29 protein-coding genes are annotated in these 22761 nt (G+C 61.2%); 24 read left to right on the forward strand and 5 right to left on the reverse strand.

The annotated features are described in order from the left end of the window. Positions 1-23: 23 nt before the first annotated feature. From K288_RS0104200 to dnaN, 11 genes are read left to right on the forward strand one after another with little or no spacing between them, the layout of a single operon-like run. Positions 24-464 (forward strand): hypothetical protein, encoded by a 441-nt coding sequence (locus tag K288_RS0104200; protein ID WP_152535375.1) that lies wholly within the window; start codon positions 24-26, stop codon positions 462-464. After that, positions 461-709: a hypothetical protein gene (locus K288_RS0104205; protein WP_152535376.1), complete on the forward strand. Its 249-nt coding sequence runs from the start codon at positions 461-463 to the stop codon at positions 707-709. Before K288_RS0104200 ends, K288_RS0104205 begins: the two co-directional genes overlap by 4 nt. Further along, positions 706-1302, forward strand: coding sequence for a GcrA family cell cycle regulator (locus K288_RS44625; protein ID WP_064737295.1), 597 nt, complete (start codon positions 706-708; stop codon positions 1300-1302). Before K288_RS0104205 ends, K288_RS44625 begins: the two co-directional genes overlap by 4 nt. Then, positions 1299-1535 carry a hypothetical protein gene (locus K288_RS0104215; RefSeq protein WP_027578437.1) on the forward strand — a complete coding sequence of 79 codons (237 nt, stop codon included), beginning with the start codon at positions 1299-1301 and terminating at the stop codon, positions 1533-1535. Before K288_RS44625 ends, K288_RS0104215 begins: the two co-directional genes overlap by 4 nt. Next, positions 1532-1888: a hypothetical protein gene (locus K288_RS0104220; protein WP_084799468.1), complete on the forward strand. Its 357-nt coding sequence runs from the start codon at positions 1532-1534 to the stop codon at positions 1886-1888. The genes K288_RS0104215 and K288_RS0104220 overlap by 4 nt, the downstream gene beginning before the upstream one ends. After that, positions 1885-2259 carry a hypothetical protein gene (locus K288_RS0104225; RefSeq protein ID WP_027578439.1) on the forward strand — a complete coding sequence of 125 codons (375 nt, stop codon included), beginning with the start codon at positions 1885-1887 and terminating at the stop codon, positions 2257-2259. Before K288_RS0104220 ends, K288_RS0104225 begins: the two co-directional genes overlap by 4 nt. A gap of 2 nt (positions 2260-2261) precedes the next feature. Next, a complete protein-coding gene (locus K288_RS0104230; protein WP_027578440.1) occupies positions 2262-2930 on the forward strand; it encodes a group I intron-associated PD-(D/E)XK endonuclease in 669 nt (222 codons plus the stop codon). Next, complete coding sequence (locus K288_RS44630) at positions 2927-3607, forward strand: MT-A70 family methyltransferase (RefSeq protein ID WP_051334350.1); 681 nt, start codon at positions 2927-2929, stop codon at positions 3605-3607. Before K288_RS0104230 ends, K288_RS44630 begins: the two co-directional genes overlap by 4 nt. A 19-nt stretch (positions 3608-3626) precedes the next feature. Next, entirely contained in the window at positions 3627-4166 is a 540-nt protein-coding gene (locus K288_RS0104240; protein WP_027578441.1) for a hypothetical protein, read from the forward strand. Between the two features lie 21 nt (positions 4167-4187). Further along, positions 4188-4745 (forward strand): hypothetical protein, encoded by a 558-nt coding sequence (locus K288_RS0104245; RefSeq protein ID WP_027578442.1) that lies wholly within the window; start codon positions 4188-4190, stop codon positions 4743-4745. Further along, positions 4742-5860 carry a DNA polymerase III subunit beta gene (gene dnaN / locus K288_RS0104250; protein WP_027578443.1) on the forward strand — a complete coding sequence of 373 codons (1119 nt, stop codon included), beginning with the start codon at positions 4742-4744 and terminating at the stop codon, positions 5858-5860. Before K288_RS0104245 ends, dnaN begins: the two co-directional genes overlap by 4 nt. Positions 5861-5980: 120 nt before the next feature. Here the strand turns inward: dnaN and K288_RS52105 are convergent, their stop codons facing one another. Continuing rightward, entirely contained in the window at positions 5981-6403 is a 423-nt protein-coding gene (locus K288_RS52105) for a hypothetical protein (RefSeq protein ID WP_152535377.1), read from the reverse strand. Positions 6404-6457: 54 nt separating this feature from the next. Between K288_RS52105 and K288_RS44635 the strand changes: the two genes are divergently transcribed. From K288_RS44635 to K288_RS0104340, 13 genes are all read left to right on the forward strand, one after another. Beyond that, entirely contained in the window at positions 6458-8461 is a 2004-nt protein-coding gene (locus K288_RS44635; RefSeq protein ID WP_152535378.1) for a DNA cytosine methyltransferase, read from the forward strand. A gap of 334 nt (positions 8462-8795) precedes the next feature. Then, positions 8796-9602 (forward strand): prohibitin family protein, encoded by an 807-nt coding sequence (locus tag K288_RS0104275; protein WP_244443057.1) that lies wholly within the window; start codon positions 8796-8798, stop codon positions 9600-9602. 89 nt (positions 9603-9691) lie between these two features. Further along, a complete protein-coding gene (locus tag K288_RS44640) occupies positions 9692-10498 on the forward strand; it encodes a hypothetical protein (RefSeq protein ID WP_051334351.1) in 807 nt (268 codons plus the stop codon). Continuing rightward, positions 10495-10851: a hypothetical protein gene (locus tag K288_RS0104290; RefSeq protein WP_027578446.1), complete on the forward strand. Its 357-nt coding sequence runs from the start codon at positions 10495-10497 to the stop codon at positions 10849-10851. Before K288_RS44640 ends, K288_RS0104290 begins: the two co-directional genes overlap by 4 nt. Further along, a complete protein-coding gene (locus K288_RS0104295; protein WP_027578447.1) occupies positions 10848-11531 on the forward strand; it encodes a hypothetical protein in 684 nt (227 codons plus the stop codon). The genes K288_RS0104290 and K288_RS0104295 overlap by 4 nt, the downstream gene beginning before the upstream one ends. Continuing rightward, the gene (gene queD / locus K288_RS0104300) at positions 11528-11905 is read left to right on the forward strand and encodes a 6-carboxytetrahydropterin synthase QueD (RefSeq protein ID WP_051334352.1); all 378 of its coding nucleotides are present in this window, start codon (positions 11528-11530) and stop codon (positions 11903-11905) included. Before K288_RS0104295 ends, queD begins: the two co-directional genes overlap by 4 nt. Continuing rightward, a complete protein-coding gene (locus K288_RS0104305; RefSeq protein WP_027578449.1) occupies positions 11905-13017 on the forward strand; it encodes a hypothetical protein in 1113 nt (370 codons plus the stop codon). The genes queD and K288_RS0104305 overlap by 1 nt, the downstream gene beginning before the upstream one ends. After that, positions 13008-13658: an HNH endonuclease gene (locus tag K288_RS44645; RefSeq protein WP_043159315.1), complete on the forward strand. Its 651-nt coding sequence runs from the start codon at positions 13008-13010 to the stop codon at positions 13656-13658. The genes K288_RS0104305 and K288_RS44645 overlap by 10 nt, the downstream gene beginning before the upstream one ends. Before the next feature lie 35 nt (positions 13659-13693). After that, on the forward strand, positions 13694-14971 hold the full coding sequence (locus K288_RS0104315) for a site-specific DNA-methyltransferase (protein WP_256378814.1): 1278 nt from the start codon (positions 13694-13696) through the stop codon (positions 14969-14971). Beyond that, positions 14968-16395: a DnaB-like helicase C-terminal domain-containing protein gene (locus tag K288_RS0104320; protein ID WP_027578451.1), complete on the forward strand. Its 1428-nt coding sequence runs from the start codon at positions 14968-14970 to the stop codon at positions 16393-16395. The genes K288_RS0104315 and K288_RS0104320 overlap by 4 nt, the downstream gene beginning before the upstream one ends. A 375-nt stretch (positions 16396-16770) precedes the next feature. Continuing rightward, complete coding sequence (locus tag K288_RS0104325) at positions 16771-18180, forward strand: hypothetical protein (protein WP_210164426.1); 1410 nt, start codon at positions 16771-16773, stop codon at positions 18178-18180. Between the two features lie 183 nt (positions 18181-18363). Further along, complete coding sequence (locus tag K288_RS0104330) at positions 18364-19347, forward strand: hypothetical protein (RefSeq protein WP_027578453.1); 984 nt, start codon at positions 18364-18366, stop codon at positions 19345-19347. 459 nt (positions 19348-19806) lie between these two features. Further along, on the forward strand, positions 19807-20157 hold the full coding sequence (locus tag K288_RS0104340; protein WP_043159316.1) for a hypothetical protein: 351 nt from the start codon (positions 19807-19809) through the stop codon (positions 20155-20157). A gap of 412 nt (positions 20158-20569) precedes the next feature. On the opposite strand, the gene K288_RS0104350 is transcribed toward K288_RS0104340, so the two are convergent. The 4 genes from K288_RS0104350 to K288_RS0104365 all read right to left on the reverse strand — a co-directional run bounded on the left by K288_RS0104350 (position 20570) and on the right by K288_RS0104365 (position 22398). Then, positions 20570-20905, reverse strand: coding sequence for a hypothetical protein (locus K288_RS0104350; protein WP_027578456.1), 336 nt, complete (start codon positions 20903-20905; stop codon positions 20570-20572). Between the two features lie 93 nt (positions 20906-20998). Then, the gene (locus tag K288_RS0104355) at positions 20999-21373 is read right to left on the reverse strand and encodes a hypothetical protein (RefSeq protein WP_027578457.1); all 375 of its coding nucleotides are present in this window, start codon (positions 21371-21373) and stop codon (positions 20999-21001) included. Continuing rightward, positions 21370-21939: a hypothetical protein gene (locus K288_RS0104360; protein ID WP_152535381.1), complete on the reverse strand. Its 570-nt coding sequence runs from the start codon at positions 21937-21939 to the stop codon at positions 21370-21372. The genes K288_RS0104355 and K288_RS0104360 overlap by 4 nt, the downstream gene beginning before the upstream one ends. Positions 21940-21951: 12 nt before the next feature. After that, complete coding sequence (locus K288_RS0104365; protein ID WP_027578459.1) at positions 21952-22398, reverse strand: hypothetical protein; 447 nt, start codon at positions 22396-22398, stop codon at positions 21952-21954. Between the last annotated feature and the right edge of the window lie 363 nt (positions 22399-22761).

Raw genomic sequence — 22761 nt, forward strand, 5'->3', positions numbered from 1 at the left:
CGTTTTTCCTCGGGAAATAGGGGGTGTTCATCATGGGAACAACATCGCTCAGCATCGGTCCCGGAGCAAGGAACCACGCTGCAGCTTCCCGCAGTGCCGATTGCAGGAAGCTGCAGTCAGGCAAATTAACCGCTGAAATCATTCGCATTTCTCAGAACGCGATAAAGGGCGGCAGCTTTCGAAAGATCCTTGCCGACCGCGCGAAGTGCTCGCTGCGTACGATCGATGCGTGGATATCGCGCGAGAGCCCCATGGGCTTAGAGCATGTGTTCAATGTGCTCGATGGGCCGGATGGTGTCGCTTGCCTCGAAGCCTTCTGGGAGCAAGTGCCGGAGCACGTTCGCGATCGATTCCTGGAGCGCCAGATCCTCGAACGAGAACTTCGCGAGGCCGAAGAGAAGATCCGTCGGGTGCGGCGCCAGAGCGAAGACCTCCAGATCACCATGGACTTGAAGCGGCGTTGACTGTGTACGCGCCGCGCGGCTCGCGGCAATCGAGTTTCTACAGGTTCACCGTGTTCGACACTCTTGCCGCGATCGCTGCCATCATCGCGGGTTTCTGCAAGCAGCGGACAGACCGCCATGCCGAGCGCGGCGAATTGTGGTCGGCGCGCGCCTGGCTTTGGCTAGATATCGAACGCTGGCTTCGCCTTCGCTGCGTGAAGACGCTCGCGGAAATTCGCGCCAACCGCGAGGCCATGAAGCGATGACGGAATTGACCTGGACCGACGAACGCGTCGAACAACTGAAGAATCTTTTCGCGGCCGGACTTTCCTCGAGCCAGATCGCTGCCGAACTCGGCGGAGGCATCAGCCGCAATGCCGTAATCGGCAAGGTTCATCGGCTTGGGCTCAATGGCCTCCCGCGGAAAGAGCCGTCGCCGGCGCCACGCGCTGGAAGGCGGCCATCCACCAAACGGTTTATTCGCATCGAGCGACCAGAGCCCAAGAAAGAAATCATTGTCGATGAGCATGCCGCGAACATGCCCGATGTGATCAATCCGGATGCGGTCAGCGCATTCGATGCCACGATTCCGGTCGCGCGTCGCAAGGGTCTCATGGATCTGCGGAAGTGTGATTGTCGGTGGCCGGTCGGAGATCCTGCGTCCCCGGATTTCTTCTTCTGCGGTGGCCCTACCAAGAGCGGTTTGCCGTACTGCGAGCCTCATTGCCGCGTCGCATATAAGGATGCGGCCCAGCGGCGCCAGGAGCGGGGGCTACTTTCATCCGAGGAGAAGGCTCGTCGCGTCATGCAAGGAAAGGCACGCGCCGAGCGGATGCGCAGACAGGCGGCCGCAGAATGACCGCCCCGACCATCATGCAGGACTATGCCCGCAAGGAGTGCATTGTATCGCTTATGGTGGTCGAGCATGCCGGTGGCAAGGCCGCGGCCAACTTGGTCGTCGAAGCTCACCTTCAAGCAATCGCAACCTACCTCAAGGGTTCGATCGGCCCGCGCGCGGCCTACGACGTTTTCAGCAGGCATGCCGACGAGATCATTCGGCCGACCCTTGATAACTCGAGGGCGGCACCATGATGGGTCTTACCGCGGTCCAATCACGCTGCTTGGTGTTCGTGCGCGACCGGATTGCGGAGCGCGGCGTGTCACCTTCGTACCGGGAAATCGCCGATCACCTCGGTATCAAGAGCAAGGGACAGGTCTCGAAGATCGTCGACGAGCTCGCCACGCGAGGCGCCCTGGTCCGGATCCGCAACAAGGCCAGGACGCTGGCGCTGCCTGAGCCCGTCGCCGGATCTGGTCTCCTCGTCAAGCCGCATCCGGAAGTTCGCCGGGCAATCGAGGCCTACGCGCGCCAGCACCACATCAGCGTCCGGACGGCAGCCGAAGAGGCCCTCCATGTCTATTTTGTGGATGCGGCCGCCCAATGAGCGCGATCATCCAAAAGCTGCGCGATCGCATCGCCGACCTCGAGGAGGAAGTCCGCCAACTCCGCGAAGAGTTGTCGGGCGATAGGTTTAGCTTCCCCGCGGAGTGGAAGCTGGCGCGCCAGGAACGGCTGGCATTGAGCTCGCTCTATGCATCACGCGCAGGATATCGCTCGACGAACGCCCTCCATAGCGTGATCTCGCGATCGAGCGCGGATACCCAGCCGCAAATGGTGATCACGATCGTCTACCGGCTTCGCCATAAGGTTGAGCCGTTCGGCGTATCGATCGAGGCCCGCCGGGGCGCCGGCTACGCCTTGACGGCGGCCGGCCGGAAGAACCTCAGCAAGTTCGTGATCGAGGCGAGGCGCTGAGCATGATCATCAACATCGATCACTTGAAGCGTTTGGCTGCAGACCCTAGCCACGCACTCGAACTCGGTAAGGCCGCCGAGCACATCGTATGTGCCGATTTGATCCTGAAGGGGTATCGCTGCTACCTGAGTGATCAGGGCCTCCCATATGATCTCGTCGTCGACCTCAAAATCCGGCTTATTCGGGTCCAGGTAAAGGCCTGCTGCTTTGCGCGCGGACGCAATGCCGGCCGTAAAGAACTGAGGTTCGCCTACTCGTGGAGTATCCGCCAGCGCGGGCGAGGTCGAAAGGGAGCGCGCCTGAGCGCCGAGCACTGTGATGTTGTGGCGCTCGTCGCGCTCGACATCGGCGTCACCGCATATCTTCCACTCGAACTCTGTGGGCAAGGACTACGGCTCGAGCCGCCTGGTTCGCCGCTAAGCGCTTCGTTCACCTCTGGATCGCGATGGGCTCGAAATGTAGACCAATTTCCTTTCGAGGAAGCGATCGGAGGTGATCTGTCAAGCTACAAGGCAAGCCGCGGCGCGCACACGCATTGCATCCATGGGCACGAACTGACAGCCGATAACATCTATGTTGACGCTCGCGGCAACCGCCTGTGCCGCAAATGCATCAGCGCGCGTAGCAAGTCCTATCTGGAGCGAAAGCGAGCCAAGGGAGCTCAAGAATGAGCACCTGGTATTTCGACCCGCTCCCGATGTTCGGATTTGACGTAGTGGACGTTGACCCTCCGACGCACTTCCAACTTTATTCCGAGAAGGGCAACAGAAAGTCGGCATCGGCACAGTACGACATCATGTCGTGGGATGATCTGGCAAAGATGCCGGTTGGCCATCTCGTGCGCGGCAACGGCATCATCACGCTTTGGGCTTGCCCACCGACGCTCGAGCAATCGCTTTGGCTGTTGAGACAGTGGGGCGCCCGCTTCAAGACTGAGCTCGTGTGGCCAAAGGGGCGCATGACGACGGGCTATCGGTCGCGCGGCATGCACGAGTCCGTTTTGCTCGGCGTGTTCGGCGACGAGCACCAGATCCACGACGCGCTTTACGGCGTGATCAAGGGTAAAGCGCGCGGTCATTCCCAAAAGCCGCGCGAGTGGTACGCGCACCTCCGCAAGAAGACGCCGGGCCTCAGCCGGTTGTGCCTTTTTTCGCGTGAAAGCCATGAGGGATACACGCACTGGGGCAACGAGGTCGGCCTACTCGACAACGATGTGAAGCTCGCTCGTCAGCAGAAAGAGAAAGTAATCGCGCCGACGCCTCTCTTCGATCGATTGGGAGAGGCGGCCCCGACCAGCGGATGCATCGAGCCTATCGAATTCGCGCGAGCGAATGAACTGCTGTTGTAACCCCAACCGGAGGACTGCTATGACCACTGAGCCGCCCAAAAATGAATATCCGCAACTCTCAATCGATGCCGTGAGCATCGCGCTGATCCGTGAGGCAAAACGGGTCAAGGACAAGAAGCAGGGCGAGTTGCGCGCCGCCTACACCACCGCTGATCTCCGCGGGCTTGACACCGAGGCGGCGAAGGTCGCGATAAAGCTCGTCGAGGACGGCAGCGAAGCTATCGATGCCTACTTCAATCAATTCAAGAAGGTCGGCGAGTACATCGGCGTGATGGGCAAGGTGTTGGCGCCTGCCCAGTACGAGATGTTCGGGCCCAAGATTGGACCGGTCCCAGAGGACGAGCGCGCGAAGCGTGAAGGACGTGCCGCCGGCTTCTCCCTTGACCCGGAAACTTCCGACAAGAGCAACCCTTACGACATCGGCTCCATCAAAGGCCAGCAGTGGCTCAGGGCCTTCGACGACGCCCGACAGGAGCGCGATAGCATCATGTCAATGCAACCGCCGGCGCCGGAAGGGGCTGCGGCAAAGAGCGACGGCGAAGAGGACGGCGGGGCCTGACCCTAAATGCGCATCCTGGGCATGGACATCGCGACGACCACCGGCCTCTGCATGCTGGACGGTGATCGCTATGTCTTTGCCCGGGCGTTCCACTGGGAAGGGAAATACTCCGGCCAGGTTTTCAGGCACTTCAGAAAGACGCTCTACAAGATCGTCGAGGACAACCGCATCGAGTATGGCGCCGCCGAAGAGCCACTGCGCACGGATATCGAGATCAAGGGTAAACCAACCGAGGACAAGCCAGAGCCGGAGTCGACGCGCCCTCCTATGAAGACGTTCCAGCGCATTTACGGTCTGTGCGCAATCGCGGAGGAGGTCTTTGAGGCGCACAAGGTCCCGTTCAAATATGTCAACCAGGGAACATGGCGAAAGGCCTTCACCGGAAACGGCCGCGCAACGAAGAATGACTCGCTCGCCTACGCCCAACTGATCGACAAGACGATCACCTCACTCGACGCCGCCGAGAGCCTCGGCGTGGCGTGGTGGCTTCGTGGCCATCTCGATCCGCGCTTCGCATCACCGCGCGGCGATCTCTTCGAACCGACGCTCATACCGACACGAAAGGAGACGCCATTTTGAAAGCCACGTTAGAACACGCCGCACTGTTGAAGGTGCTCGGCAGGGTGCACCGAATTCTGGAACGCCGCAACACCATTCCGATTCTATCGAACGTCCTTATCGAGGTCGACCAGGACGTCATCAACGTTCGCGCTACGGACCTGGATATTCTCATAGCCGACCGGATGAAGGCCGAAGTTGCGCGGAAGGGGGCCACCACTGTCCCCGGGCATATGCTGCATGAGATTGTTCGAAAGATGCCGACCGGCAGCCAGGTCTCAATCGAGGTCGATGAATCGAAGTCGCCGTCGATGATCGTAAAGTCGGGCCGGTCGCGGTTCACTTTGCAGACCTTACCTGTTTCGGATTTCCCCGATCTGTCGGCGGATGATCTGTCGACATCGTTCTCGATGCCGGGCAAAGATCTGTTGCACCTTGTCGAGAAGGCGCAGTTCGCGATCTCGACCGAGGAAACTCGCTTCTATCTGAATGGCATCTTCTTCCATTGTGCTGGCGGCCATAACGCGCCGACGCTCCGTGCGGTCGCCACAGATGGCCACCGGTTGGCGCAGGTTGAAATTCAACTGCCCGACGGCGCTAAGGACATGCCTGGGGTCATCATTCCGCGGAAGACGGTGGGCGAGTTGTCGCGCCTGTTCGGTGCCGACGACACCATTCAGATCGAGGTATCGAGAGGGAAGATTCGGTTCTCGGCAGGCGACATCGTCCTGACTTCCAAGCTGATCGATGGAACCTTTCCGGATTATCAGCGTGTCATCCCCGTCAACAACGACAAGGTGTTGAAGGTCATTTGCAAGGACATTCGGTCGGCGGTGGATCGCGTCGCCACCGTCTCCTCCGACAAGGGAAGATCGGTCAAGGTTTCGTTAGAGTACGGCAAGGTCACCCTGTCGTGCCAGAATCCCGATGCTGGCACCGCTACGGACGAGTTGGAAGCGGAGTTCGAAGGCGCCTCGCTCGAGATCGGCTTCAACAGCCGGTACATCGGCGACATTCTGGGGGAGATCGACGGCGATGTTCTGACCGTCAAGCTGGCTGATCCCGGATCTCCGACCATCTTCACCGGCAGCGACGCCGGTTCGCTCTACGTCCTCATGCCGATGAGGGTGTCGTAGCGTCATGGCAGATTGGCGGAAGATCGAGACGGCGATCGAGGATTACTTTCGTCGCCAAGGCACGCCAGCCGCACGAGCGGGCGGTGACCTCTTCGTTGGCGCGATCACCCCAGAGGTCACTCATCGAAGTGCCGACGATGGCCACGCGACGACCGTCCTCACTATCGACGAGGAAGAAGAGATCGCGTTCGTTTCGTTGAGCGATCTCGCGCGCGAATTGGAGGCGCTGAAGTGACAGCGCTTTTTCAGGTCGACATTAACCATGCTCATCTTTTCTGCGGAGTCGGTGGCGGTGCAAAAGGATTTAACAAGGGCCGTGCAAAGGTCGGAAATCTCGTCGCTCGATTCAGATGCCTTGGCGGGATCGACAGTGATCCGGCGGCATGCCGCGACTTCGAGTCGCTGGTCGGTGCCAAAGCTTCCTGCCGCGATCTTTTCTCCCGGGAGCAATATCGGGACTTTCACGGCCACGAGCCACCCGCTGGCTGGGTCGAGTCGCAGCCGGATGATGTTCGCCGTGATTTCGGCAACGAGCATCCGCATATCTGCTTCCTGTCTGCACCCTGTAAGGGCTTCTCGGGACTGCTGTCTGAGAAGATGTCCGGGACACGCAAGTACCAGGCGCTGAACGGTCTCACGCTGCGCGGCATCTGGCTTGTGCTCGAGGCGTATAAGGACGATCCGGTCGAGCTCATCGTGTTTGAGAACGTGCCGCGGATCGCGACGCGGGGTCGCTATCTCCTTGATCAGATCGTCGCGCTGCTGCGTGCGTACGGACGCCTCGGACAGAGCCGCAAGCGGTTCCTCCTTGTGGCGCGATACGCCGCAAAGGTTCCGCCATTCGTCTACACGCCGGTCAAACACCCGCTGCGCGGCGTCGGCGAGATCCTCGAGAAGCTTCCGATCCCCGGCATCATCCCGGGCCTCGGCGGTCCGATGCATAGGATGCCGGCGCTGCAATGGAAGACGTGGGTCCGGTTGGCGTTCGTTCGCGCCGGCGCCGACTGGCGCTCGCTGAACGATCTTGCGGTGCGGGACGGCCATCTCCGTGACTTCGGGATAGTCCCGGACGAGGATTGGCACAGAGGCGTGCTCGGCGTTCGTCGATGGGATGACACATCCGGCACAGTGACGGCGCGAGCCAATCCGACGACGGGGGCATTCAGCGTGGCGGACCCCCGCGAGATCCGCGCCCAGGACTTCCACGGTCTTAGGGTGAATAACTGGAAGGGCACGGCCGCCGCGGTGCCGACACAGCGTAGCCCTGGCTCAAGCGCTCAATCCGTCGCCGATCCCCGGATCGACGGTCACGAGAAAAGCGTGCAACTCGGCGTTGGTCACTGGGACCAGCCGTCGGCGGTGGTGAAGGGGGATGTCTCGGTCGGTACCGGCCGATATGCCGTGGCGGATCCTCGACTCGAGCGCGAGGTCTTCAACTCGACGTTCCGCATCGTCTCCTGGCCGGAGACATCGCCAGCGATCGCCGGGCCTGGTGGTGCTGGTGGCGGGCTCGCCGTCGCGGACCCGCGTCCGGCGCAGCGGGATGACTACAAGCAAACCAAATATCGGGTGACTGGCTTCGATGAGGCCTCCGGCGCGGTCATCGGCGCCTCGACCACCGGCACCGGAGCTTTCGCTGTCGCGGATCCCCGCCACCACAACTGGCATCCCGGCGCGTCGAGTTCGAAAGAGCGCGTCACGGCATGGGATGAAACGGCGCGTCCGATCACCGGATCTCAGCAGGTGGCGTCGGGTGCCGGAGCCGTTGCTGATCCCCGGCCAGGCTTTGGGAAGGGAACGCATCACCACGTCTTGAAGGTGACCGGTTGGGATCAGCATGGCGGCACCGTAACGGCGTCAACGCATCCATCTGGCGGCGCGCTCTCCGTGGCCGATCCGCGTCTCGCCGACGGCACCCGCAATTCCGCGCTGGGAGTCCAGGGCTGGCATGATCACTCCGGTGTTGTAGCCGGCGAGAGTCATCCGACCAACGGCGCCTTTGCCGTTGCCGACCCACGGCCGGAAGCGCTCTCGGACGAGAAGCGCGATGCCTATCTCACCGGTGGTCACTACGGTGTCGTGCCTTGGGATGAGCACAGTGGCGCGGTGCCGGCGCACGCTAAAAACAACAACGGGCCATGGTCGGTCGCCGACCCACGCGAGACCGGAGACGGTCCGACGGACGAGACGGCACCATGGGACAAACTCCCGGCCGCCAATGACAAATTGGTGTGCGTCATCCGTGCCCTGGACGGGACATGGCACAGGCCATTCACGACGCTCGAGCTCGCCGCGCTGCAAGGCCTCGTCGACCTCGACGACGAAGAGGAGAGGGCGGCGCTTTCGCTGGATGCGCGCGACCCGGAATGGGTCGCCCACATCGAGCGGATGAACAACGTGCTGGTGCTGGACGGTGCGTCAGATAGCGCCTGGCGCGAGCGCATCGGAAACATGGTCCCGCCGCCTGCGGCGCAGGCGATCGCCGGCGTCTTCGGCACCACGCTGCTCGGCGCCTGGTCGGGCCAGACCTTCATGATGGGATCAACACCGATTTGGGTGCGGCCGGTCGCGGTCGCGCTCATGGCTGCTCAATCCACCTAAAGGAGAAATCGATGAGCGAGTTTGCCCAATTCGTTGCCACGGTCGCGCTGCTGGCGCCTGTCGCCGCATATGCGGTCTACCGCCGGTGGTCGAAGTTGAAAGGCAGCACCTGAAGGAAAACACATGCAGGTCATCGCGGAAATCGTCGGTGGATTGGTCCTGATCGGACTCGTCCTCGTCGGCGCGGACATCGTCGTCAAACGCCTAACCACCAAGCAGAGGAGATAATAGGAAAATGCCACAGATAAGATACCGGGACGAAGAGATTTCAGTTCAGAGCCGAATTGGAGGCTACGTCATCCTTGTCGGGATTGCCGCGTGCGTATTGCTTGGCATGACCGTTCTATTTGGTAGCTGGTACACCGTAGATCAGACCGAGCGCGGGGTGCTTTTGCGCAACGGAGCCGTCGTCGGAGTTGCACAGCCTGGACTCGGCTTCAAACTCCCGATGATCGATGGTGTGACGAAGATCAGCGTCAAGACGTCGACGTACACCTGGGACAAGATGAACTCCTACTCCTTCGATCAGCAGCCTGCTGATCTCAAGGTGAGCGTTACCTTCCGCATATCCCCCGAGAAGGTATCCGATCTCTACGGGAGGTTTGGAAGTATCGAGACGGCGCTCAACCAAGTCGTCAGCCCGGTCGTGAACCAACAGGTCAAGGTGGTCTTCGGGCGGTACACCGCGGTGCGGGCGATCCAGGAGCGCGGGGCGCTGAATACGTCGATCAAGGACGCAATCACCGCGACCTTGAAGGACGATCCGATGATCATCATCGAGAGTGTGCAGCTCGAGAACATCGACTTCAGCCAGAACTACCTGCACTCGATCGAGCAGCGGATGCTTGCGGAAGTCGAAGTGCAGAAGCTGCAGCAGAACGCCGAGCGCGAGAAGGTGCAGGCCCAGATCACGGTGACGCAGGCGACGGCGAAGGCCAACGCGATTCGCGCCGAGGCTGAAGCGCAGGCCGACGCCATCAAGCTGAGGGGCGAGGCTGAAGCCTCCGCCATCCGGGCACGGGGCGGAGCGCTCGGCGATAACCCTCGTCTCGTCGAACTCGTCCAGGCGGAAAAGTGGGATGGGAAACTGCCGGTCACGATGGTCCCCGGCGGGGCGACCCCGTTCGTATCCGTGAAGTAGCGATGTCGACGGAAGTCATTCTCGGGCTCTTGATGCTGGCGGTCGCTGCCGGCGGCATCATCGCCTGGATCAAACTGTCATAGGTCGACATGGCGAAGACACCGAAACCGTTCGAGACAGAAGCCGCTCTTTGTGCGCGGTTTCTCTCGGCATTGCCAGATGGGTGGACGGCCTATCCGGAGACGGCGGGATGGGACATATTGCTTGCGCGCAATGCTGATGGCTTCCAGATCGGCATCGAAGCCAAACTTCGGCTCAACACCGAGGTCATCTCGCAGGCGATTGAGGAATACGGAGCGTTCTCCGCCACCCGACCGGGCCCCGATTGCAGAGCTGTCTTGGTGCCGGCGTGCGAGCCTGGCGGCTTCGGTCGCATCTGCGAGTACATCGGCCTGACCATTATCTATGTGAGGTCGGAAGCCGAGATCGAGCAGACGAGAAAGCGGCACTACTATAAGCCGAAAGTCTTTGAGCCCGGCCTGCCGGAGTTGCTTCACGGGCGCAACGAGCAAGAATGGTACGAGTGGGCGCCAGCGTCTCGCCATAAATTGCCAGACTACGTCCCCGACGTCGTCGCCGGTTCGCCGTCACCGATCCAGCTAACGTCGTGGAAGATCGGCGCGATCAAGATCGCGATCATTCTGGAGAAGCGTGGCTTTCTGCTTCGCTCCGACTTCAAGCACATCAACATCGACCATCGCCGCTGGCTTCCGTCGGGTAACGGCTGGCTGGTGCTGGATAGAGGGGCGTATCGAGCCTCGATGGGCTTCCCAGACTTCAAGGCGCAACATCCTCGCGTTTACGGTGAGATCGCCGCGGACTACGACAAATGGAAGCCCGCTGATCCCGTCGGTCCGTTGCTGCTTCCCGAGCCGAAGCAGGAGCCGTTGATATGACCGATCGGATCGGCTGCTGCATCTCCGGTTGTGGTCGCACCTTCAAGCGAGAGCCGGGCGAATCCGAGACGACCGTCGTGATGTGCGGCAGGCATTGGCGCATGGGCGATGACGGCATGCGAAAGCGACACAAACAACTGCGGAAGCGGGTGCGTTGGTTCGAGCGAAAGTGGAAGACACGCCGGAACGCGATCGAGCGGGCGCCGAAGGTTTGGGCGAAGTTTCATCGTGCCTGGGAGAGGGCGTGCGCGGCCGATCATGCGCTGTGGCACCGCATCAAGGAAGACGTCACGATTAAGGTCGCCTTCGGCGCCGAGGATGCGCCGCGTCGGCGCAGGAAGGAATTGGCGTGACGATTCACTACCACGGCACGCCGCTGTCTCCGCGCTCCGAGCTCATGAAGATGGCTGGGAAATGCTTCTGCGTCCCGTTCTCGGATGCGCGGGATGCGGAGACATGCGTTTCGCTCGGTCAGTCCGTGATGTTCGACAACGGCAAGTTCGCGGCCCACACCCGAGGAGCTGTCATCGACACCGCGAAGCTTTACGCCTGGCTTGAACGCTTTCTGGCTCACCCCCATTGGGCAGTTGTAGAGGATGAGATTGACGGAACAGTCGAACAGCAGCGAGCGATGACCGCGCGCTGGCCTTTTCCTCGGGCGTTGTCGGCGCCGGTTTGGCATATGGCGCTCCCGATTGATTATCTGCTTGAACTCGCAGACGAATGGCCGCGCGTCTGCTTCGGCTCGACAATGCAGTATTGGCAGGTCGGCTCCGGCGCGTGGTGCCGGCGCGCCGACGAGGCATTCAACGCTTTGGCGAAGCGCCACCGTTACCTGCCTTGGATTCACATGCTGCGAGGGATGTCGCTCGCCGGCGATCGCTGGCCATTTGCGTCGGTGGACTCGGTCAACGTCGCTCGCAACTTCAAGGATTTCAACCTGGACCCTGAGCGCATGGCGCGGCGCCTCGACGCCGTCCAGTGCAATGGCGTTTGGATCGTTCAACCCGAGCAACAGGATATGTTCACATGATGCCACAAACCATGAAGATCGCCGCCACGTACGGTTTCGAAGCGGCCCACCGGCTGCCTTTGCTGCCGAAGGAACATAAGTGCCACAACCTCCACGGCCACAACTATCGCATCGAGGTCGTGGTTGAAGGGCCGGTAGACGAGCGTGGCTTCGTAATGGACTACGCCGAGCTCGATGGGATCGTAAAGCCGGTCGTCGATTTGCTGGACCACAAGTACCTGAATGACATTCCGGGTCTTGAAAATCCAACCAGCGAGGTGCTGGCCATCTGGTTAAAGACGCGAATCTGTCGGGAGTTTGAGACAAATGGCGTAGTCAACAAGAATCTGACCATCCGGATTTTCGAAACGCCGAGGTATTGGGTCGAGGCCTGATGACGCGCAACGACACCGCCGAGATCAAGAAGCGGCTCAACGAGAAACTGGAAGAAGTCTTGAAGCACTTCTGGCCTGGCTTCGTCACGCGCGGGAAGATGGCGTATTGCGCGCCGGCATCAAAGGCCGATCTCGGCTCTTTCATGGTTTACCTCGCTCGAGTCGGTAAGCACGACCGGGGAAGCTGGATCCGCTATTCGGCTGGTATCGGTGGAGACGAGATCAACCTCTTTGCATATGGTCTGACGGGCAATCATCGCGCGACATCGGAGGACGTCTTTGACCGCGCGCGCGAATTTGTTGGTCTTGAGCGCGGGCGAGAGGAGACACCGGAGGAGCGCAAGAAGCGGGAGGACCGTGCTGCTGAGGCCGCCGCGAAGCGGGCCGACGATGATCGCCGCGCGCAGGAGCAGGACCGCGCCAGGACCACTACTGCAGGCGGCATCTGGGTGGAGTGCGTCGCGATCACCGGTACGTTGGCAGAGGCCTATCTCGTCGACGCCCGTGGAATCCCCGTTCCGCCGCGCGGCTGGTACGACTGCCTTCGCTTCCACCCGCGACTTCTGCTTCAGCCTGACGAACCGCCATCGCAATTCAACCAGGCATTTCCTTGCTTGGTTTGCCGAGTCGACGACGTCTTCGGTGATCTGACGGCGATCTGGCGCATCTATCTCGACCCGAAGAAGCCGGCCAAGGCCTCAATACGCGAGGCGAAGATGGGGTTCGGGCCAGCTGCCGGCGGAGCGATCAGGCTCGGCGGCCTTGCCGAACATATCGGCGCTGCCGAAGGTACGGAGTCCGCTCTCGGGGCAAACGCGCTGATCAAATATCGGTACCCGGTGTGGGCGATGATGTCGACGAGCGGTCTAATCGGCTTCGAGGTGCCGATGGAGGTCGACTGGATCACTGGATTCCCGGACGGGGACAAGCCCTGGAAGAAGGAAGGGAACGACATCGTCCTCGCCGAGCCGGCGGGACGCGCGGCTATGCGACGGCTAGGCGAGCGGGTGCGCGCACTCGACAAGCGGTTTGATTGCCAACCGGAGCCGCCAATCCGGACAGACTATCTCGACCTTTATGCTGGACGCCGAAGGCTGATCGAATGCAGTTGATCACGCGAAAGGAGGCGGCGCAGGCGAACCTCAAACGCTTCTTTACCGGGAAACCTTGTCGCAATGGGCACGTTGCCGAGCGATTTGTCTCATGCAGCAAATGCGTCGCCTGCGGCACTGATCAGAATCGCCGCAACGTGCAGTATCGAAAGGACCGATACGCGCGGCTGCGCGATACGCTGATCGTCAACAGCCGAGCTTATTACGCGGCCAACGCTGAGCGCCTTCGGGCGTATCGCCGGGACTATTTCACAAGGAACAAGGAAGCCTGCTATCGCTCAGCGATCGATTGGCGCGCCCGTAACCGGCGTCGTCTCCGTCAATACTACCGCGAATACAAGCGGAACCATCCGCTCCACACCAGGACGGTTTGGCACAACCGACGCGCCAGAAAGGTCGGCAATGGTGGCACGCACACCAATGCCGACATCCTGCTGATAGTACGAGAGCAGAAAAACAAGTGCGCCTACTGCCGGCGTGCGCTGACAGGACTGCGCTGGCATCGCGATCATATCATCCCGCTCGCGTTGGGCGGGACAAACGATCGGATAAATATTCAGGTGCTTTGCCCGCCGTGCAATTGGCGGAAGGGGGCAAAAGACCCGATCGAATTTGCTCAATCCATGGGGCTCTTGCTTTGACAGTTCGGATTATCAATGGGGACAGCAGGTCGGTGGTGCGCGGTCTTGAGCCAGGCTCGATCCATGCCTGCGTTTGCTCGCCGCCGTATTTTCGGCTTCGCGACTACCAAATGCCCGGACAGATCGGGCTCGAGTCATCGCCCGAGGCCTACGTCTCCGAGCTCGTCTCGCTCTTCCGCGACGTCCGCCGCGCGCTGCGCGACGACGGCTCGCTCTGGATAAACATCGGCGATTGCTATGCTGGCTCCGGACGCGGCGGCAATCCCGCAGCCGGCTCGTCGACGCTGCTCGGCACGCTCCAATCACAAGAGGCCTCCATGATCGTGCGCGAGCGCTGGGAGATCGGTGCCAGCTCGAGGAAGGCGGCCAACACGGAGCGGGGCAGCCGCTTGCCGGCCGGCCTTCAGGAGAGGGCGCGCCAGAATAGTGCGATCGGTCGGGCCTGGGAGCCGCCGCCCGCTGGGCTCAAGCAGAAGGATCTCATCGGCATTCCATGGATGTTGGCATTTGCGCTGCGCGCCGACGGCTGGTGGCTGCGCAAGGACAATATCTGGGCCAAGCCGAACGGGATGCCGGAGTCTACCCGCGATCGGTCGACCAGCGCCCACGAATACGTTTTTCACCTAACGAAGTCGGAACAATACTACTACGGCTATGAGGACGTGAGGCTGCCGCCCGCGCCGGAGTCAGTCTCCCGGCTAGCGCGCGCGATGCGCGGCCGCCTTGAAGAAGGCGGTCTCGTGGTCAGCGGCGGCGGGTACGCGCCGGCTGGACAGCCACCGCACACCGGCGCCCGGCGGCGCGATCGCCAGCGGGGACACAGCCGACGTCATGCGGGATTCAATGACCGCTGGGATGGAATGTCGGTGGCGGAACAGCGGGCGAAGGGCGCCGCGCTGCGCTCGGTCTGGTGGGTGGCGCCGGGCGGCTTCAATGACGAATTCTGCACGAAGTGCCGAGCGTTCTACCCGAGCGCGGAGGTAGGCGACCTAAGAACCGAGAAGGTTGAGCGCGACGGCCGGAAACTGACGCTGCGGTACTGCCGATGCGGGGCGTGCGATAGCTGGCTGAACCATTTCGCCGTGATGCCGCCGGAGGTCGCGGCGACGTGCATCCTGGCTGGCGTCCCGGAAGGAGGCTCGGTCTTGGATCCGTTCGCCGGCGCCGGCACCACCGGCCTGGTGGCCGACCAGCTTCAGCGTAACGCTGTTCTTATCGAACTGAACGGAGACTACGCAGAGATGGCAGCGCGCCGATTCGGCGCGCTGCATCCGATGCTGACGAAGGTTGAGCTCGAGCGAGCACCAGCATGAGCAAGAAGCCTGCAGCACACGCTAATAGGCCGACCCAAAACATCCGGGCCGAGGAAGCCGTCATCGGAAAAATTTTGGGGTCGGCCGAGACTTTTTGGGCGGTCTCAGACCGGCTGACCGGGGATCAGTTCTCGGTGCCGCACCACCGCGCCATCTTCAAGGCAGTCCAGGAGTGCTGCGAGCAGGGACCGGGCCCGAGCCTATCGCTGCTCGAGGCAAAACTGCCGACGGAATTCGAGGGTGAGGGCGCCGTCGAGGCGGTTCTCCAGATCCTGATCGAGAAGGCCTCGGACGTCACCAACGCACTCGATTTCGTCGACGACATCATCCTGGCATGGCGGGAGCGGGCACGTATCGAACTGGGGAAGGTGGCCACCGCCGCCGGCAAGACCTTCGATGACACCCGCGAAGATATCGACGCGTTGCTGCGTGTAGTCGACGACCACGACCGAGTTCGGCATGCCGTCCGGGTTGGCGATGCCGCGCGGGCCGCCACCGAGAAGGCCGCAGAAGCCTTCCAACACAAGGGGCGGCGCGCCGTCGGCGTCCTGACCAGGATCGAAGAGATTGACCTTGCGATCGGACCCCAGATCGGCGGTACCGCCATCACGCTCGCCGGCGCGTCCGGTCATGGCAAGTCGGGCTTGCTGGCGCAGATATTCCGGAACGGTGCTGCGGCATCGCTTGACCCGTCGAGCGTATTCCCGTCGCTGCTGATCAGCATGGAGATGTCGCAGATCCAGAATGCTTACCGAAACCTGGCATCAATGACTGGGATCTCGGTGAGGAAGCAGATCAGCGGCGACTTCAACCAGAAGGAATTCATGGACCTGCAGTCCGCAAAGACATCTCTGGATGCTATGCCGATCTACGTCCAGGACCGCGGGCGCCTGACGATCGACGAGATCGAGAAGGAAATTCGCATCGCTGTCCGCCGTTACGGGATCAAGCAAGCCGGGATCGACAACCTCAAACTGATCAGGCCATCTCGCGACAATTGGAGCCTGGTGCAGACGATCGAGGAGGCGACGGCACGCACCAAAGCGTTGGCGAAGGAACTCGATATCGTGATCTGGCAATTGGCGCAACTCACGCGCGATGGCCAGAAGACCGGAAACTGGCGATTCCGCGCCGCCGACATCTACGGCGGCGGTCTCGTCGTCGAGAACAGCGATCTCGTCCTTGGCGTCGCGGTCCCCATCGTGTGGCTGCGCGAAAACAAGCCGGAGCCGCCATCTGAAGCGAACCCGCGTGGGCGCGAAGTCTTTGACAAATGGCTCAAGGACATGGAGGTGTTGAAGCACAAGGCTGAATTCGCCGCCTTCAAGGTGCGCGACGGCCGCGGCGAGACCTGGAAGGAAATGGACTTCGACGGACCGCGGATGCTGTTCGGTGGTATAGATCGAGAGCCAATTCCGTTTTGACCAAAGAACTGGTCCGACGCAGTCGTGACAGTGCCCAGCCGGGCGGCTGTAAGATCCGGTGCTTGGAGTATAATTTCTCCTTAAAGATCACTCGACGCGGATTGAAAAAGGTTGACTCGCTCAAGGTTCGCAGCATGTGAAGTGGACCACACTTATTTGTAGGCCACGGCAGTAAATTGATGCCCGATCCATTCCCCGGGGAGGGCTACGAACATGCAAAGCGCGGCGTGTTTGAAAAGGATACATCCTTGGCAGAAGTGCGCTGCGCTTCTTGCGTTCGCCGGCTGGTGCGGTGGCTGCTTGATCGCAGCACCTAGCGTCTGTGTCGCCCAGAGCGGCAGCGAACCTGAGTCTCCCCTCAACGACACGCGATCGATGACTCCCGTCGTAATCGTCGCCGCAAGAGAATGTAGGTCCTTTGCCCGCGAGCGCCCAAATTGGTCCGCTCCCGAGCAATGGGCGTGGGCAAAAATCTGCGATCATCTCAACATCGATTTTGACGAATTGGAAGCGAATCGCACCGTCGATAGGCTGACGAATGCCGCCGCCGATAAGCTGACAGCGCAGAGGCAGGATCTCTACGAACGGACTGTTGACGAGATTAGAACGAGGAACCAACATGATCCCGAACGGCTAGCCGGCGATTTCTCGCGGCGGCTTAGGTACGAGTTTTTTGCGGAGATTTTCGGCGCCGCGGAACTAAGGAATTTTACCTGGAACGCGCCACTCGTATTTTCAGGGTTCAACACCGACCGTCTTATCATCGACACCGCAGCCCTGAAATCGTTAGACATACGAAATGCACACATCGGACATTTTTCAATCCAGAACTCGACGATTGACGGTGGTCTCAGATTGGAGAACGTGCGCTTGGCCAGCGCCAAAGTACACTTGGTTACGGCCAAGCACCTCCTGCTGAACAATGTATCAGTTGCTGCGAGCAATTTCGGACCCGTCCGTCGCGACGACGGTCGGCCGCCCTTCAGGCCAGCGGAGCGAAATGGAGAACTGAAGATCAATACAGCATCGATCGCGGATAGGCTTTCGATCATACAGGGGGACTTCGACTCCATCGACCTGAACTTCGTTAAAGTTGACGATCTTTTCATCGATAGTCCGGCTTGGAACCTCTGCGGGCAATCCGATAAACCAGAGCTGAGCATTCGCGAGTCGCTGCACAAAGGGCGCTTCACGCTCATGCTCGACCCCGGCGGAAGGTGCTTGCCTCGGCGCATCAAAGTCGACCAGTCTATTTTTGCCAATACTTATCTCGGCCCAGACCCGCTACCGGTCATCCGCGCCATGGAGATGGGTGAGATGATGTCCCGCAGCGGTCCAGAATTAGCCTATGCGCTGATCGCTAAGTCCTATGCAGACCGAGGTCAAACCGCCATTTCCGACCGCGTCCTGATTGCGAAGAATAACCAAGACTGGCACTTGGCGAAGCCCCTGACACTGGATTTTATCGGCCTCACCTTCACATGGCTTGTAGCCGACTACGGCTTCCATCCTGAATGGGGGCTGGTGTGGATCGCCGGGTTCGTAGTGCTTGGCTGGATTATTTTCAGGCGCGCCTCCGGTCGTTTGGCAGCAGGCTCGTATAGGCCGAGAAGCACCTTGCTCTTGGCATTGGATTCAGTGATCCCGGGAATCCAATTGGACAAGAATCACCAGGAGGTGCGTTACGATGGATGGCCACAGATCATGCTCTATCTGCTCCGAGTCCTCGGCGCCGTGCTGGTCTTCGTTGCCTTGAGCTATCTGCAGAAGAGGCTGTTCGGCTGAGCATCCCGCGGTTGCGGTTGGTGCAAGATGAGCCCAACGAAGCTATTGTTGCCGTCAAAGGTCCGAGTTTGGACGGCGAATTGTTGCACCGTTGATAGGACTGCCATTTTCAGCTTGCATTCGTAGACAAATCACCTAGCGATTTTCTATTCGTGATTCGAGACAAGGATCTCGAGGCACGGAATGGCAGAAGGCCAGCGCCGCAAGCGCCGATCGAAACGGACGATTCAGCGAGAGCGCCCGCAGAAGGCGGAGGCTCGAGCCGCGCGCGAGCAGCAGCGTGTCGAGAGGCGAGCCGCAGCCGCCGCGGCATGGGAAGCCGGCTATCCGGAGCGCGCGAAACGATACCAGGCTGAGCACGACCGTCGGCTAGCGCACGACCGCGCCCGCGAAGGGCAGCGGAAGCTGATGTACGCCTATCTCGAATATGCGCATGGCTACGACACGCCCGAGGCCCGCATGGTCGCCGCATATGTTCGGCACAACGAGACCGTTGCGAAGGACAAGCGCCGGAATCTTCTGAAGGGCGGAGATCCGCTGGGACTGCTTGAGCCCAAGGTCAAGAAGACCAGGAAGCAGGTCAAAGAAGAGAAGCGGCAGCAGGAGGCTGCGCGGCTGGCGCGGGGCGAGCGCTTCGAGCGGATCGCGGATCTCGATAACCCGGACCAAAATGTCATCGTCACGACCAAGGCGCATTCTTTGCGCCGGAAGTCGCTCGTCCGAACGCACCACCTGCCGGGGGTGGAAGCCTTCCTGCGCGACATCGAGGCGGTCCAGGGCGGCATCCGTGCTGCCAGCCTGGGAGACAAGATCGACCGCTCCGGCGTGCCGAACATCATTCCGGGCGCGATCCCGGCGGCACAGCGCATCGAGATCTGCGAGACCAGGCTCGGTCAGATCCATTGGTACTGGGCCTGCGGCTACCTGCTGTTCGACATGACGCCGACCGAGGTGCACCGCCGCGGCGGCAGCCAGCACACCACGGCAAGCGCGAAGGTCGGCGATGCGCTCGACGCGCTGTGCGATTTCTACGACCCCAATTTCCTACGTCAGAACCGGGATCTCAACATCCTGATGGATGTCGTGAGCCGCGGCATGGAGGTGATCTTGCAAGGTGAGCGTCTTCTCAACTGGCCGCATCAGCAGAAGAAACACACGGCACGCTGATGTCACTCGGCAGGTTCGCTCCAAATAGTCGGGAGACGCCGCTCGAGACCAAGGCGCGGGTCTGGCGGGAATACGGTCTGCTCTTGGTTGACGTCGACAAGGATCAGTTGACCTGGGACCAGCGCGAGATGCTCAGGGCGATTGGGCGCCGCATGTTTGGTCCAAGGCGAGGGGAACGACAATGAAGCGGAGTGCGAAGGTCTTGTTGTTGGCGCCGTTGTTGTCTGGCTGCGGTGATCGACCAGCGGCCGGCCCCCCATACGCCTCGGCTACGGAATGTCGCGCGCAGACGAAACAGGAATGCCAGGCTGCGCCAAATCCGGCCGGTCATGGCGGAGTCGTATTCGTTCCGAACACCTATGCTCCTGTGGTCGCCTCTCGCAATCCGATGCTCGTGGCGCGGGCGACGCGCGGCGGCTTTGGTTTTTCGGCCAGAGCTATGTCCGTCGGGGCTGCATCGTGAAGCGGGCCCGTATTCCCACCCTCGGCTCCAGGATCGCTACCCTCGACACCCGGAAGGCCAAGCCGCTGCCGAAGAAGGCAGATCCTCACTATCAGAGCGCCGAGCACGAGAATTGGGCACGGCAGGTCAAGCAGCGCGCCGGTTGGCGGTGCGAACATGTCGACGAGCGCACTGGCCGGCGGTGTGAGCGTAGCAAGGCGAATGGTGACCAGATCTACGCCGACCACATCGAAACCATCCGTGATCGCCCAGATCTCGCGCTTGATCTGAACAATGGGCGCGCAGCATGCAATTCGCACAACACCCGAGCAGGCATTCAGGCTCGAGCCCGGCGCATGAAATCGTAGGAGGGGAGAATGTCGAGTTGGCCGCCAGCGCCACCGGACCGAGACGCCTTTGGCGTGGCCGAACTCGGGCGGGTGCGATTCAAACAAGGACTGCTCGGGATACGGGCCGAGCGGCTGTGCGAGCGCGCGGATGGATCGCGATTTTGGCGGCGGCTCCGGATCGGGGAAATCATCGAAACCGCATTGGAGGATACATCATGAAGGAACCATCACCTCGCGCCGACCAGCTTAGGGCCTTGCGAGAAGCCAGATACGCGCGCAATCAGGCCCTGAAAAGCGAGCTCGACGCGCGGGATGCTGCGGCCGCGGCGAAGGAAGCGCCGCCGGCGCCGACAGCAAAGCGACCGCCGGCGAAGAAACGGCGCGCCAAGAAAGGAAGGCGCAGCCGGGGGAAGGACAATCGGTCGTAGCGTCAGTCCTCGACGTCGGCATCAGCCGGCATCTGCCTCAGCTTCTGGTAGGGGAATTCGCCGAGTTCGGGATGGAGTCGGTCCGCCTGGATCATTGCCGCGGCGGCCATGCGCGCGGTCCCGAGCGCATTCGGGACCGTCAGGAGCGTCAGTGCGATCGGCACCCAGGTCGGAATATCCTGGACCTGGCCATCCTTCTCGCGGCCCCATCGGTTCACAGTTACCAGGTTCTGGCAGAACACGCGCGCGAAGGACTTCCGGGTCAGGCCCTGCCGTGCCAACTCGGTATCGAAATCTGCGCCCGAGATCTTGCGGTGAATAAATCGAGGTGGGGCCATCTGAGGATCCTTTCCAATTGGGCACGGTTGCCCGGAATCGGCCGTAGCCGAGGGGTTAGCACAAAATCGATCGTAGCCGGGAGTCCCCGTCGGCTAGCTGAAGTCCAGCGGGGATACCAGGTGCCTGCCGACCGTCATCACCGGCGGGATGACGCCGCCGCGCTCGATCGCCGCCAGCCATTCCTTTTCGGTTCCGGTAAAGCCAGGTCCCGCCTCGACGTGATGGTCGGCCAGCCATTTGGCGAGCTCGCAAGTCGAAGCGCAGGGCGGCGATACCGGTGTCCCGGCGCTGGTGGTCTCGTACATCTGCCAGTGCGTCCGCTCCATCGCCGGCCACGCCGGCATATAGCTGGCGGCAGGATAAGGCGCGGGCGCATCCGGGAGGGCCTCGGCCAGCGGGATATAGCGGCCGGCGGAGTTGCGCGGGTGCTTCCAGTCGGCGGGCACGCGCCTAACGGTTCTGCTCATGACGCCATTCCCTGACGCGCGAAGGGCCAAAGCCATTGGTCGATCCACGCGATAGTGGTTCGGTTGGCTTTGGTGGTGCGGCGCTGGTGGAGGCTGACCAGCCAGTGATATCCGTCCGCGAGGTCATCGGCGTGCTGCCCTTCGCCAAGTCCGATTAGGACGTCACCCCACGACGCAACCATTCGGCGGCCGTCGCGGTCAGGCATGCCGTAGAGATAGAGCGAGCCGCCACCGCCGATCATCGGAGCGACGATCCAGGTATAGAACTTGCCAGAACGGATTGCCGTCTTGAGATCGACAGCGAAGTCCTCTCCCATCGCTGATAAGAGCCGATGGAAAGGCACCTTCATCTCTTCGTCATTCGGATCGACGCCGGCGCCATGCCACTCAGCCCAGCCATGGCTTTGGAAAATGTGCCGGCACTTTGATTCGTAATGCTGCCGCTGGCGGCAAACGAGGCAGTAGACCGTGTTGCTGTCGCAGTCGTCGCAAAGCATATTGTCGCGAAACACTTCGCCCACAGTCTCGCACCACTTACAGGTCCCAAGTTTGTAGTCGGTTGGCATCTATATCCTCCTTCACCTGGTCGGATGGAAGTTCAATTCGACCGATTGCTCGTGAGCGTCGTAAAGCGCCCTGATGTTGAGCCAATCGGTGGAGCGACCGTCGTTAGGACGCAGCCCAACCATGAGTCCGCCTTCCGGCGCCGGTTCAGAGAACAGCGCGCCAGAACCGAGAACAATGATCTGGCCGATCTCCGGTGTGCGCGGCGAAACACCGCGGAAGAGATCGCCAATATGCGTGCTCTCGCGAGTCTCTTTGACGACCGCGACCAGATCGCCTCTGTGGCCATCGAAGATGCGAGCCGTCTCGCGATCGATCAGCGAAGGCGACGGGATCGTGGTGAGCGAGGTCTGGCCGTCCTGGATCAAATAGACCGTGCCGTAACGATCGCTGCGGCGCTCCGACCCGCACCAGGTCAGGGTACCGACACCCAACAGGCGATTGATGACTTGATGTTGCATGCATTCCTCCTTTCGGTTTGAAAATCGATCGTATCCGGGGATCAGGATTGACCGGCTGTCTCAAGAACTCGTTTCAGGTCGAAGAATTCGACCATGGCAGGCACGCCCGTGCCGTCCCATTCCCAGATGACCCCAGTGAAGATCATCCGGTTTGCATCGCTGTGCTTGGTCGAGATATACGCCTGGGCCTCCTCCAGTGTCGGATAGCCATCGGAGTGGTGACCGATCGACTTGTAGCGCTAAGCGGTCATCTCGGCATCGGCGTTGCCAGGCATCGGGTAGGCACGGAACGGAATCGGGTGAAAGCGCCCAGTGGCGGTGTTCTTCAAAATGCCGGTGGGAAAGACGTTCATTGCGGGTCTC

It is taken from the genome of Bradyrhizobium sp. Ai1a-2, assembly GCF_000426245.1.
In the GTDB taxonomy this organism is placed as follows: domain Bacteria; phylum Pseudomonadota; class Alphaproteobacteria; order Rhizobiales; family Xanthobacteraceae; genus Bradyrhizobium.